The sequence below is a fragment of the Actinomadura xylanilytica genome (assembly GCF_030283145.1).
Classification (GTDB): domain Bacteria; phylum Actinomycetota; class Actinomycetes; order Streptosporangiales; family Streptosporangiaceae; genus Spirillospora; species Spirillospora xylanilytica.
Genome location: NZ_JASNWE010000002.1, coordinates 1,029,028 through 1,040,700 on the forward strand (window position 1 = coordinate 1,029,028; position 11,673 = coordinate 1,040,700).

Annotated in this window: 12 protein-coding genes; 9 read left to right on the top strand and 3 right to left on the bottom strand. The window is 67.3% G+C overall.

Annotation, left to right across the window (positions count from 1 at the left end):
* Positions 1-97 precede the first annotated feature (97 nt).
* The 5 genes from QP090_RS15965 to QP090_RS15985 all read left to right on the top strand — a co-directional run bounded on the left by QP090_RS15965 (position 98) and on the right by QP090_RS15985 (position 5,209).
* Positions 98-355 (top strand): hypothetical protein, encoded by a 258-nt coding sequence (locus tag QP090_RS15965; protein WP_285939649.1) that lies wholly within the window; start codon positions 98-100, stop codon positions 353-355.
* A 149-nt stretch (positions 356-504) separates the two neighbouring features.
* Positions 505-852, top strand: coding sequence for a DUF6507 family protein (locus QP090_RS15970; protein ID WP_285939650.1), 348 nt, complete (start codon positions 505-507; stop codon positions 850-852).
* Positions 849-3,140, top strand: a complete 2,292-nt coding sequence (locus QP090_RS15975; RefSeq protein WP_285939652.1) for a hypothetical protein — start codon at positions 849-851, stop codon at positions 3,138-3,140. Before QP090_RS15970 ends, QP090_RS15975 begins: the two co-directional genes overlap by 4 nt.
* A gap of 110 nt (positions 3,141-3,250) precedes the next feature.
* Positions 3,251-4,084: a TY-Chap domain-containing protein gene (locus QP090_RS15980; RefSeq protein ID WP_285939653.1), complete on the top strand. Its 834-nt coding sequence runs from the start codon at positions 3,251-3,253 to the stop codon at positions 4,082-4,084.
* 678 nt (positions 4,085-4,762) lie between these two features.
* A complete protein-coding gene (locus QP090_RS15985) occupies positions 4,763-5,209 on the top strand; it encodes a hypothetical protein (protein ID WP_285939654.1) in 447 nt (148 codons plus the stop codon).
* A gap of 106 nt (positions 5,210-5,315) precedes the next feature.
* On the opposite strand, the gene QP090_RS15990 is transcribed toward QP090_RS15985, so the two are convergent.
* Positions 5,316-6,617, bottom strand: a complete 1,302-nt coding sequence (locus QP090_RS15990; protein ID WP_285939655.1) for a hypothetical protein — start codon at positions 6,615-6,617, stop codon at positions 5,316-5,318.
* Positions 6,618-6,853: 236 nt separating this feature from the next.
* On the opposite strand from QP090_RS15990, the gene QP090_RS15995 reads away from it, so the two are divergent.
* The 4 genes from QP090_RS15995 to QP090_RS16010 all read left to right on the top strand — a co-directional run bounded on the left by QP090_RS15995 (position 6,854) and on the right by QP090_RS16010 (position 9,099).
* A complete protein-coding gene (locus tag QP090_RS15995; RefSeq protein ID WP_285939656.1) occupies positions 6,854-7,165 on the top strand; it encodes a hypothetical protein in 312 nt (103 codons plus the stop codon).
* Positions 7,162-7,536 carry a hypothetical protein gene (locus tag QP090_RS16000; protein ID WP_285939657.1) on the top strand — a complete coding sequence of 125 codons (375 nt, stop codon included), beginning with the start codon at positions 7,162-7,164 and terminating at the stop codon, positions 7,534-7,536. The genes QP090_RS15995 and QP090_RS16000 overlap by 4 nt, the downstream gene beginning before the upstream one ends.
* A 286-nt stretch (positions 7,537-7,822) precedes the next feature.
* On the top strand, positions 7,823-8,215 hold the full coding sequence (locus QP090_RS16005; protein ID WP_285939658.1) for a hypothetical protein: 393 nt from the start codon (positions 7,823-7,825) through the stop codon (positions 8,213-8,215).
* Entirely contained in the window at positions 8,212-9,099 is an 888-nt protein-coding gene (locus QP090_RS16010; protein ID WP_285939659.1) for a DUF6177 family protein, read from the top strand. Before QP090_RS16005 ends, QP090_RS16010 begins: the two co-directional genes overlap by 4 nt.
* Before the next feature lie 45 nt (positions 9,100-9,144).
* Here QP090_RS16010 and QP090_RS16015 read toward each other — a convergent pair whose 3' ends face one another.
* Together QP090_RS16015 and QP090_RS16020 are read right to left on the bottom strand one after the other, a co-directional pair.
* Positions 9,145-10,149 (bottom strand): hemolysin family protein, encoded by a 1,005-nt coding sequence (locus QP090_RS16015; protein WP_329522437.1) that lies wholly within the window; start codon positions 10,147-10,149, stop codon positions 9,145-9,147.
* Positions 10,149-11,552 (bottom strand): hemolysin family protein, encoded by a 1,404-nt coding sequence (locus QP090_RS16020; protein ID WP_285939661.1) that lies wholly within the window; start codon positions 11,550-11,552, stop codon positions 10,149-10,151. Before QP090_RS16020 ends, QP090_RS16015 begins: the two co-directional genes overlap by 1 nt.
* Positions 11,553-11,673 lie beyond the last annotated feature (121 nt).

An 11,673-nucleotide genomic window follows, 5' to 3' on the forward strand; every position in this document is an offset into this window, starting at 1 on the left:
GAGCGGCCGGAGTTGAGACATCCGGCACCTCCGACGTCCGCAGATCTGTGTCCATATTCGAGGACGGAATCCGCATTTTCGGCTTGCTGGGAGGAATGTGAAGTTCGAGTGGGTCGAGCCCGCACCCGAGCCCCGTCCCGGAGAGGCCGCGCCGGTCCCCGCAGGTCCCGCGCCGCCGTCCCTCGCGGAGTCGCTGTCACGCGAGCTCGCCGCTGAGATCGAGGCGATGAACGACAGCCTGGACATGATGACGGAGATCGCCGAACGCGCCGTCCGTGCGGAACCGGCCGACTCGGACGTGCCGCCGGAGAGTTTTCGTCCTGACCGATTCCATCGTCCCCCGAACAGCGGCTAGAACGCGCCGGCCGGCGTCCTGCCTGATCAACGCCGACCGCCCCAATCCCCGCATCGCCATCCTTGCCGCCCGCGCCCGTTAAGCCTTTGCCGCCCCTACCGCTCCGCTTTACTGTCGTCAGCGACACTGTCGGTCTTGTGGGGGTTCGGGTGTCTATTCCGGGGTGGAACATCGACGTGGCGGGCGTCCGATCCGCACAGGCACGGACCATCGCGGCGATCGAGCCGCTCCAGGGATACGCCGAGACGTACGGCGAGGCGCTGTGGTCGGCGGGCTACGCGACCGGCAGCGACCGCATCACCCAGGCCCTGGACGGCTTCGGCGAGCACCACCGCCACACGCTTCCGCTGGCGGCCAAGCGGACGTCCAACTGCATCCGCGGCGCGACATTGGCGACCAACGCATACCTGTCCGCGGACGAGGAGATGGCCGCCCGCGCGCAGCACAACGCGACCATCGCCCCGCGGCCAGACCAACTCGGCAAGCCGCACAAGTGATCAACGCCAATGATCTGGAGTTGCTGGCGGGCTCTCTGGATCCGGCGAGGGTGTCGAGCGAGGCGGAACGGCTGAAGTCCGCCGCGACGGGAATCCGCACGACCGGTGAGAACGTCAACAGCGCCTGGTCATCCGGCCTGAACCCTGGTGTCTACCGGGCGCCGGAGGCCGAGGAACTGCGGCAGGCGGCCCGTCCGGTGCAGACGGTCACCGCCGACTTCGGCTGGCGGCTGTGGAAGGTGGCCGGTGCGCTGGCGGCGTACGCGGCCGAGATCCAGCCGATCAAGTCCCGTCTCCAGGCGCTGTCGGCCGAGGCGACCGCGTTCGTGGCCAAGGCCGACGCGACCGGAACCGAGTGGCTGGGCGACGAGGACATGGTCGCTCAGAACAACCGCCTGGAGGCCGGCGCCCGCGCGCAGGCGATGGCATTGGCGGCGGCGGAGGAGCGGTGCGCCGCACAGATCTACGCCGCCTACGGAGGCCGCGAGCCCATCCAGCCGAGCAGCGGCGCGCCTTCTGCCGGCATCCCCCCGTGGGGCACCCCGGAGAAGGCCGACCTGCCCTGGTACCACGACGCGTGGAACGGCGTCGGCCGCTTCCTCGGCGGCGTGGGCGAGACGACCGTGGGCGGCGTGGCCGCGCTGGTCGGGCTGCGGGGTTCCGACATGGCGGGCGAGGCGTGGAAGGGTCTCGGCCGCTGGGGCGCGGCCTCGTTCATCGTCAGCCAGCCCGAACTATGGGGCCTGCTGGGCATACCCGCCGTCCGCAAGATGGTGGTGGGTGAGAACAAGGCGCAGGCCAAGGCCCTGACCGCGTGGGACGAGTGGGGACGAGACCCGGCCCGCGCCAGCGGCATGGTCGTCGGGAACCTCCTCATGCTCGCCACGCTGAAGAAGACCGGGCCGCCCGCCGTCACCCGCACGGGCAGGCTGGCCCAGGGCGGAGTCAAATGGACCGGGAAGGCCCTACGAGCCGTCGACCCCGTCACTCACCTGATCAACGTCGGGATCAAGACCACCGACCTGCTCCGCCTCGCCAAGAACGGACGCGCCGGGGCGGACCTGACCCGACTCGACGCCGACCTTCCCAAGATCCAAGACGACGCCCCTCAAACCGCATCCCGCCCCCTGCCCAAGCCCACCTTCGACCCCGTCCGCACAGGCACCGGCGACTTCAGCTTCCCCAAAGGCGGCTTCGGCGAAGTCAAACAAGGCCCCACCTTCGCGGACCCGCCCCGGCAACCCGCCATGGCCGGAGCCCCACATCCCACCAACCCGCACTCCATCAACAGCGCCCACACCCCGCCCGTCCCTGAGAAGAGCCTCACGGGCGAGCCCCCGAGGGGCAGCGGCGGACACGACTCCACCCCCAAGGGCGACAACAACACCGGAAGCCCACCGCAGAAGCCGGGGGCGCCGTCCGCCAAACTCGAGGACCCGGCGGCCGGTACCCCGCCCAAGAACGACGGCCCCGAGACACCCCCGCCGCCCACCGAACACCCCCCGCACTCAGGCCAAGGACCCCACACAGGCCAAGGACCCGGAGAGCAACCCGGCACCCCTGCCCACGACCCCACCAACCCGCCGCCGGGGGAACACCATCACCCACAGGTCTACGACGACCCGGGTGAAGTAACACGCAAGGGGTTCGAGCCGGTTCTTGGTAGAACTGTTCTCAAGGGGTATCAGTATGAGCACGGCCACTACATAGATGAATTCGGAAACAAGTATGTCGATGTACCAATTAACTATAGTGAGGTAAAGCGGTATGAGGAAATTCGAAACGACCTCGGTGACACGGGCCGCATTGCTGGGCATACCGGAATAAGTCGAGAAGTTCTGGATCGAGTTAAGCGACATTTGTTTTTCAGGACTCATGATGTGCCGCTTGCGCCAAATCATGTTAATAGAGGATTGTTTGTGCCCCAAGCGAACGTAGCTGATCTTTGGGAGGGAGCGGCGCAAGGTACGCTTCAGGGGCCGAAGGTTGAAGAGTTTTGGCGTCTCATAAAACATGAGTCGGTTGAGAGCCTTCTTATGGAGCGTGGTTTGCCATACCTTAGTCCACATCCTGATGCATTTGACCCGCATGGAATGAATCATCCCACGGCGAAACACTATGGAGCGCATAACTTGGCCCCGGCGGATAAGGGGCCCACCGAGTGGGGCTATTATTCTAAGATGAAGCTAGATATTCCGTCGGACTTCAAGTTTGCAGACGATTTGTCGAATGCACATGAATATGTGGATCGAATTCTCAAGGAAATTAAATGGAAAATGGACGAGTAAATCGCCTCCTGGAGAGGCTACTGGAAGTGGACTGGCGTGACATAGGTGGTCAGCGGCGGTCACAAGTGCTTCTATTGCAGGAGTTTCTTCGACGCTCCACGTGGTGGGCTGTGGAGCTTGAGTCCGAGGAGTGGCCGTTCTTTGATGTCGCCTGGTTGGTAGACCCCGAGATTCGGGCTGATGAGGAGGTTATTCGGCGATTCGATGAAGATACCAGTTCGGGAATTGGCTGGTATGAAAGGCGGATCGGTGTGTGGGCGCTGCATTTTGAAGCGCTGCGGGATGCGGGGATTGCACTACCCGATCTGCCGCATCCGTTCGAGCCGCTCTTTCTCCTGTTTGAACGTGGTAGTGAGATATCCGTTAACGGGGCGGGCTTCATCGAGGTCGACTTCCTCGGCATGCGCCGAGGGAGGGCACGCGACCATCTCACTCGAGAGCAGCTCGCACCGATGGAACCGGAGTTGCTCGATGACCTGGACTGGGAGTACTCGCTCGCTCAGCTGGCCGAGGTGTTCGCCGGCCTTGAAGATGGAAGTGAACTGACGATTTCCCTTCATGAAGTGAAGGGAAAACGGCGGGGAGTACATTTCACGTGGGCCGATGGCAAGTTGAGCACTGAGATCGAAGCTGGGAACGGTTCTGTCGATGAGGCCCTGAGGTCAGTGGAAAACGAGCGCCGAATGGTGGTGGTCGGTGGGGAATCTTCGGCGGTGAAGCATCCAGGTCGCCAGCGGATAACGATGATCCGTCCGGCCTCCAGTGAGGAGTTTCGCGCCATGGCGGAAATATCTGTCAGTGTTCTTCGTGACGGATTCAGAGTTTCCAATACCTCATCGCTGTACTATCGGGCTTGGCGGCAGGCCGATGGCGCGGATATTGATCTACCTGACCTGGGGATATTTCCGGAACCCGTAGGCTCTTTTCGTTGGCAAACTGAATGACCGAAAAGAATGGCCTGTTGGATTTACTCCCGGACAGGCTATCTAGGAGTGGACTGGCGGGACCTGGGTTGCCGGCGGCAGACGCGAGTGCTTCTGATGCAGGAGTTTCTGCATGGTGGGTGCTCGGGCTCAGGTGGCGGCGGTGAGCGCTTGCAATTCCCTCGCGGCCGGAAGCGCGCGCTTTGTCGGGCAGCGCCCGCAAGGTCTGTCGGCCTAGTAGACGCGTGCCAGCCGATGGATACGGGTGCTCTTGAAGAGATCCGACGGCTTGCTTTAGACCAGAGTCGATCTCTCCAACTTGCGCGCTTCGCGTTCGGACTGGAGGCGGATGGCCCATGGGGGACGCTGCTGGTCGGTCATGTCGTCGGCACCCTTCCGCACTGGCACGGCCGGCGGGGGTGCGGGTGAGCGTGTCAATCTCGTGGCGATGCTCGAATCACTTAATCAGGCCAAGAAAGGACGACGCGTTTTCAGAATTATCAAAAGCTGGAAATTCATCTCGCCGCCCTTCTTGAACAAGATCCGCCGCCACGGATCGATATTCTGATCGATGTCGACTATGGGGATGGCGGCAAGGTGTCTAAGTATATAATTTTCAACACTGGATTGATGGGAATCCTGCTCAGTCGATCCGGTTCAAAGCCGTACCCCCATTGAGACGTTAGTCTGGAGGTCAACGTGACAGAATCCACATCACTTGATCCCGATGAACAAAATGAATTGATCCAGAGTGTTGGCCGCAGTCTGGTACGTGAAATGCCCGATGACTGGCAGAGCATCTCCTTTACGTTCAACTCCCTGGTGGGAGTGGATACGGCCTCCATTTTGATGTCGCGCGAAAAAGGAGGCATGGAGCCTGCCATGCCCTCGATGAAGGCGATGGAGATCATGGAGGAGTTGCGAAGCGGGATGTATCAACCTGGAAAGGGGGCCTGGTTTGTTGCTCGGTATGAGCTCGCCAGGTCCGGTCGCTACTCGGTGGACTTTGATTACGACAGTGAACCCGAGTTTGAATTTCCTATCGCACCAAGTTCATACGCCGAAGACCTTGAGTACTTCCCGCGGGATGATCAGAACGTCCCTCTGTGGCTGCGACAGAAGCTCGATGAAGTTCAAAACGGCTGATGCCGAGATTCGAGCGACTGGGTGTCAACCCTCGGTCGCGCCCCCGACCCCCAAGCGCCCTGCCGTCCGCGACCGGTCGGCGGGGCGTCGTCGTGGCCGGTCCGGGTCAGGTGACGGCGGTGAGCGCGCGGAGTTCCCGCGCGGCCGGAAGTGCCTTCGCCTGGCCGGGAAGCTGGGAAATCATCTGGCCAACGTAAAAGCGCACACTGGACGTGCGGTGTTCTTGGGGGAGGACGCTGATCGCGTTCGCTGCGTCCTCTATCCCGTCGTTCACGCTGCCCGCGTTGATACGGGCCCACGCTGTGTCGAGTTCGCCCCATGCCTGGTTCCGCGCCCCGCTGCTGCTTTTTGGAGTAGGCAACTGGTCATAGAGGCCAGGGTCCCCCAGGTGTAGACGAACCTTGATCCTTTCGCTCGTCTGGCGTTCCTGCGGCCATCCCCACACGGTGAGGTCATCGCAGGTAACCTCGGCGGGAAGCGTCACATAAAGCGCATCGAGATCGTGTAGCGCCTGTTGGGCGGCGGCCTTTTGCCCAGATGCCGCGAGCACTACCGCTCGTGTCGCGTGTGCCTCTGCGAGTCCAACGCTCGGTTTGTTGTTGGCGAGGCGCACTGCTTCGTTGGCGCGTTGAAGTGCCGTTCCGGGGGTCTTTTGCGTCAAACGGGCTTGTCGACCCAACAAATAGACCTGAAGGTCCCGGTCCCCGGAATTGGCGGCGGCGCGGTGCGCGGTGCGCCACCATCTTGGCGACAAAGGGTCATTGAGTTCATCGAGCGCCATGGCCATGAGTGCGGACATTTGAGCGGAGGTCCGGTGCAGCCGAGGCCGGTCGAGGTCGGGCCGGTGGTCGAGGGCTTGGCGGATGTCGGTGAGATCGGCGGCCAGGACACCGACGAGGGCGGCGGGGGCTGTGACCCGTACGGAATGGGCATGCTCGGCGGTGACCTGCTCCCAGTCGTCGAGCGATGCACTGTCGCCGCCGAACGTCCGGTCTATGCCGGTGCGGATCGTTTCGAGTGCGTCAGCGGGTATTACGGCTCCGCCGCTGACCGCGCCGAGCAGTTTCAGGAGTGCGCGACGTTCCATGGCCTCGTACCCATCGTCGGTGGCGGGACTCTCCCACACGGTACCCACAGGGACGGCCGTGGGGCTCGGGGAAGGACCGGGGAACAACTCGTCCCTGGGGATGTCGTATGCGGTTGCGTAGGCGGACGCCCAGTCGCGGGGGAAGTGGTCGCCCTTCTCCCAGCCGAGAATCTGTCGGGTAAGGGTCTTGACCTTCTTCGGGGCGGGGGTGATCCCGACGGCCTCCAGCAGGTGGCGGGCCATGGCGAACTTGCCCCACCTGCGCGCTTCGCGTTCGGCCTGGAGCCGGACGGCCCATGGTGGGCGCTGCTGGTCGGTCATGGCGTTGGCACCCTTCCGCCTCGGGAGACACCGTGTCGCATCCCCACCGTGACGCCATTGTCTGGGTTCCGTCACGGGCTGTGCAGGGCTTTGACTCGGATCCCTACAGGGGCGCATGCGGGAAGTCAGGTTGGTCGCCTGCGAACGCGTCCTCGTGGGCATCCGAGAGACAAGGCGGCCCCGGACGGTGTTCGCGCACCGCTCCCCGGGGCCTTGACCGGAAGGAAGTCCGGCCCATGACAGATCGTACGACCCGAGACGCCCGGCTTGCGGTGCTGGCCGCGCATCTGGCCGCGCGCGGTTTCGATGTGGACTTGACCGCGAGGGGGCTTCAAGTGACCAATCCCCGGGAGCCGGGGTGCTGTGACGCGGTGGTCATGGCGGGGGACCTGATCACGTGCGCGCCCCGGAAGAGTGACGGCGGCCGGTGGTGGTTCTTCACCTCGTGGCGCGAGCCGATCGCGCCCGCTGACGAGATTGTCAACGCGACCGTGTTCATCCTGGGGTATCTGCGTCGGCGTCCTGAGGCCCAAGGGGCGAGGGGATGACGGCCGTCGTCGCGATGGACCGCGACTATGCGGCGGTCGAGCTGCGGCGCCGGTTCCCGGGGGTGCCGGTGTGGCGTGGGGAGTCCACCGGAACGTGGTGGGGGATGGCGCGGGACTGGTCCGGGCGTGACCGCCTGGTGGAGGCGCCGACCCCGGCCGCCCTCGGCCGGCTCTTGGAGGAGATCGGCGTCCGGCCGCGCGGATTCGTGCCGCGCTACGGGCACGGTTCACAGACCGGCGCGACGGTGCGGTTGATGCCTTCCCCGCATGCATCCCGCACCGTCGCGCCCACCAGACCGGCCCCGGCCAGGCATGCGCGGAGTGCCCGGGGCGGGTGGTTCCGGCGCCTGATCGGCTGGCTGGTGGCCTGAGCGCCGTTCCCCGGACAGTTCACACCGCCCCGAGATGTGACGGTGCCCGGTCGGCCAGCCGTGCGCGGTCAGCCATCATCCAACCCGTCCACCCCCCAGCCATGAGCGTCACGGCGTGTCCACTCGGCGGGTTGACGTCCGTCCGAATCGTGGTCCCGGGGTGCCCCTGTGATTGGGTGCCAGCCATGGTCTTTGCCCCCTGTCGAGTGGGATTCGAGGCCGACACGTGTTCCTGCACTTTGGCGGGGCTGGGCCTGCCTGTGTTGGGGCGTTGACGGGAGGTTCGGTGAGCAAGGACATGGTGGTTTTGGTGCGGCAGGCTCCGGATGAGGAGGCGGTTGCCGGGGCCCTGGTGGCGGCCGGGGAGGAGTTGCTGGTGACGGGGTTCGGGGACGGTGGGGTTCTGCGGCTTTCGGAGCCCGACGGGGGACGGGTGCTGGTGTCCGTGGATGCGCCGATGCTGGTCGAGACGCCCGGGGAGCTGGAGCGGCTGCTCGGGCCCGAGGTGGCGCACCTGGAGCCGCCGGTGTGGTGGATCGAGGTGCGGGCCTCTGAGGAGCCGGACGGCGCCGAGGTTCCAGCGTTGCGGTTCGCGGCGGAGCTGTCGCTGCGGCTGGACGGGGAGGTCTGGGCGGACGACCCGGCCTACAAGAAGCGGGCGGGGTTGAAGAGCCGATGATGGAGCATCCCTCGCTTGACCTCGTCACCGACAAGTGCGGGATGGTCATGCTGAACCGGTCCGTCCTGTCGCTGTCGGTGCGGATGGCCGAGGCGCTGCGGGTGTGTGCGGACGCCTCGCTGAACCTTGTGGTCACGTGCCGGATGGGGCGGCTGACGCTGCCGCTGCGGCTGGTGATGGGCGGCCCGGATCGCCTCTGGGCGGTCAAGGGCTCCGACAACGTGTACTACGACGGATTCAGCGGGTCGATCCTGATCTGGGACGGGGCGGAACTCGTCCCGCAGGAGGATCGGCATGGCGACTTCGTGTCGGACGCGCCGCCCGAGGCGCGGCAGTTGCTGGTCAGCGTGAGTGTGCGGCATCCGGCGTCGGAGCGGCTGAGGGTCGGGACGGCCACCGAGTCGGTGTGCAGATCTCTGACCGGGGCCGAGCCCGGCGGGTGGGGCACCTGCGAACCTGCGGGCATTCCGTGGCGGACGGGCCAGGTGACCGAGCTGTGCCGGGCGCGAGCACCCCAGCGCACCTTGCTCACGTTCGTGGCGGGCCCGGGGGCGCGCCGGGCGGTCGGGACCCTGGAGGTCGTCCGAACGGCGGGCGGGGTGGAGGAGAGGGTGTCCATCGGGACGGCGCTGACGTGGGACGAGCCGCTTCCCGACCTGGCGGGGCTCGCCGAGCGGGTCGCCTCGCGGTTCGCACTGGTCTCGATGACGGCGCAGGCGGCGCCCGGACGGGCCGATCTGACGACCGAGGCGCGCTTCCAGGGGCTGCCGGCCCCGATCGGGCTGGCGAGCGGGGACGGCCGCTGGGCCGCGGTGGGGGACGGGCGTGATCCGGCCGACTGGGAGCGGTTCCGCGAGGTCATGGCCGGTCTGGGCGGAGCCTAGCGGTGCGGGCGCGGTCCGCTCGCGCCCGCACCGCCCGCCCCGGGGTCAGTGGGGGTTGGTGGCCAGGAGCTCCGCCAGCAGGTCGTCGAGGGTGACGATGCCGGAGAACTCGCCGTCGGCGTCGTTGACCACGGCGAGCTGGGCGCGGGCACGGCGGAGGCGGGTCACCGCGTCCAGGACGGTCGTCTCGGCGGTCAGGACGGGGGCCGGGTGGGCGAGGTCGGCGGCGCGCCGGTCCCCGTCCTCGGTGATGGCGGCGCGGACGTGCACGATGCCCGTCATGGCGCCGTCGCGGTCGCGGACCAGCAGCCGGCTGTGCCCGCTGGCGGTGGCCGTGCGGCGGATCCGCACGGCCGTCTCGTCCGCGCCGATCGTGGTCACCGAGCTGGCGGGGACGATCAGGTGGCCCACGGTGGCCTCGCGGGCGGAGATGGCGCGGCCGAGCAGCTCGTGGTCGTGCCGGCCGATCAGCCCCAGCCGGCGGGACTCGCCGAGCAGGTGGCCGAGCCGCCGGGTGTCGGTGTGGCTCTCGATGTCGTCGCGCGGGGTGACCCCGATGAGCCGCAGCAGCCCGTTGGTCGTGGAGTTGAGCGCCGCGAGGACCGGCCGTGAGACCTTCGCGAACGCGCGGAACGGCAGCGCCAGGAGCAGTGCGGAGCGTTCCGGGTGCGCGATCGCCCACGATTTGGGCGCCATCTCGCCGATGACCATGTGCAGGAACGTCACCACGGCGAGTGCGACGGCGAGCGCGACGGCCTTCGAGCCCGCCTCGGGGACGCCGAGGGCGTGCAGCGGCGGTTCGAGGAAGTGCTCGAACGCCGGTTCGGTGACGATGGCCAGGCCCAGGGAGCACATGGTGATGCCGAACTGGGCGCCCGCCAGCATCAGCGACAGCTCGCGCACGCCGGCGACGGCGGCGACCGCGGGACGGCTGCCGCGCGCGGCGGCGCGTTCGAGCTGCGAGCGGTTGGCGGCGACGAGCGCGAACTCGGCCGCGACGAAGAAGCCGTTCCCGACCAGCAGCAGCGCGGTGATCAGGAGGGAGGTCATCAGGTCCACGACGCCTCCCGGGCCGGCTGGGCGCAGGGCGGGTCGGAGACCTCGGCGCGGTCCGGACGGTCGCGGGCCGGGGCCTCGTCGGAGTGGCGCAGCCGGATCTTCTCGGCGACGCGGCGGGCGACGCTGACGATCTCGAGCTGGACCTGCCCGGCGGGGCCGGCGGCGGGGTCGAGCTCGACGGTGAGGCGGTCGCCGGGGCACGGCAGCCGGCGCAGCTCGGCCATGGCGAGGCCGCCGAGGGTGTCGTAGGCGTCGCCCTCGGGCAGGGCCAGGCCGGTCAGCCGGCCGATCTCGTCGATCCGCATCCCGGCGTCGACCAGCCAGGACCCGTCGGGCCCGGTGGTCGGCGCGGTCTCGTGTGCGTCGGTCTCGTCGGCGATCTCGCCGACCAGCTCCTCGGCGACGTCCTCGAAGGTGAGGATCCCGGCGAGGCCGCCGTACTCGTCGACGACGCAGGCGAACTCCTCGCCGGTATCGCGCATCTGATCCATCACGCCGTACAGCGGCTGGCTGCCGGGCACCAGCAGCGCGGGCCGGGCGACGCGGCGGATCGGGGTGGCCGGGTCGAGGGCGTCGTCGACGACCTCACGGACGCCGGCCACGCCGATGACGTCGTCGACCTCCTGCCCGTACACCGGGTAGGCGGTGTGGCCGGTCTCCCTGATCAGCTCGACCAGCTCGGCGACGGTCGCGGTGCCGGGCAGCGTCCGGACCTGCGGGCGCGGCACCATCACCTCGTCGGCGGTGCGGTCGCCGAACGACAGGGCGCGGTCGAGCAGGCCGGACAGGTCGGCCGGCAGGTGGCCGGCGCTGTGCGACTTGCCGATGATGTCGCCGAGGTCCTCCAGGGTGACGCCGCCGTGCAGCTCCTCGACCGGCTCGACGCCGACGGCCCGCAGCAGGCGGGTGGCCGCGCGGTCGAACAGCCGGATCAGCGGTCCGGCGACGGTCAGGTAGACCAGGGTGGACGCGGCGAGGGCGCGGGCCAGCGACTCGGCGCGGGCCAGCGCCAGGTTCTTGGGGAACAGCTCGCCGAGCAACATCTGCACGAGCGTGGCGAGCACGAAGCCGGTGGCGAGGGAGATCGCCCCGGTGGCGCCGGCGGGCACGCCCGTCAGCTCCAGCAGCGGTTCGATCAGCTCGGCCAGCGCGGGCTTGGCGATGAAGCCCACCACCAGGGTGGTCATCGTGATGCCGAGCTGGGCGCCGGACAGCATGAACGACAGGCCGCCGACGACCTTGAGGGCCCGCTTGGCCGGGATGTCGCCCCGTTCGGCGGCCTCGGAGAGGCTCGCCCGGTCGGCGGCGACGAACGCGAATTCTTGGGCGACGAAGTAGCCCGTCGCGGCGGTGAGCAGGAGTACGGCGACTACGCCCAGTACCGCGCTCACCATGGGGCACCGGGTCTATGACTGGGGTCCGACACTGCGGACTCTCAACTCCTCTCGATAGACGTCCTCACCTGCGCAACGTCACCTCACACCAGGAGGTTCCCCCAGCACAAGGCGGTCCGGC

What these genes read in the sequence shown, in the direction of transcription:
- QP090_RS15990 (WP_285939655.1), bottom strand. Translation starts at nt 6,617, where the DNA reads ATGACCGACCAGCAGCGCCCACCATGGGCCGTCCGGCTCCAGGCCGAA.
- QP090_RS15995 (WP_285939656.1), top strand. Translation starts at nt 6,854, where the DNA reads ATGACAGATCGTACGACCCGAGACGCCCGGCTTGCGGTGCTGGCCGCG.
- QP090_RS16000 (WP_285939657.1), top strand. Translation starts at nt 7,162, where the DNA reads ATGACGGCCGTCGTCGCGATGGACCGCGACTATGCGGCGGTCGAGCTG.
- QP090_RS16010 (WP_285939659.1), top strand. Translation starts at nt 8,212, where the DNA reads ATGATGGAGCATCCCTCGCTTGACCTCGTCACCGACAAGTGCGGGATG.
- QP090_RS16015 (WP_329522437.1), bottom strand. Translation starts at nt 10,149, where the DNA reads ATGACCTCCCTCCTGATCACCGCGCTGCTGCTGGTCGGGAACGGCTTC.
- QP090_RS16020 (WP_285939661.1), bottom strand. Translation starts at nt 11,552, where the DNA reads ATGGTGAGCGCGGTACTGGGCGTAGTCGCCGTACTCCTGCTCACCGCC.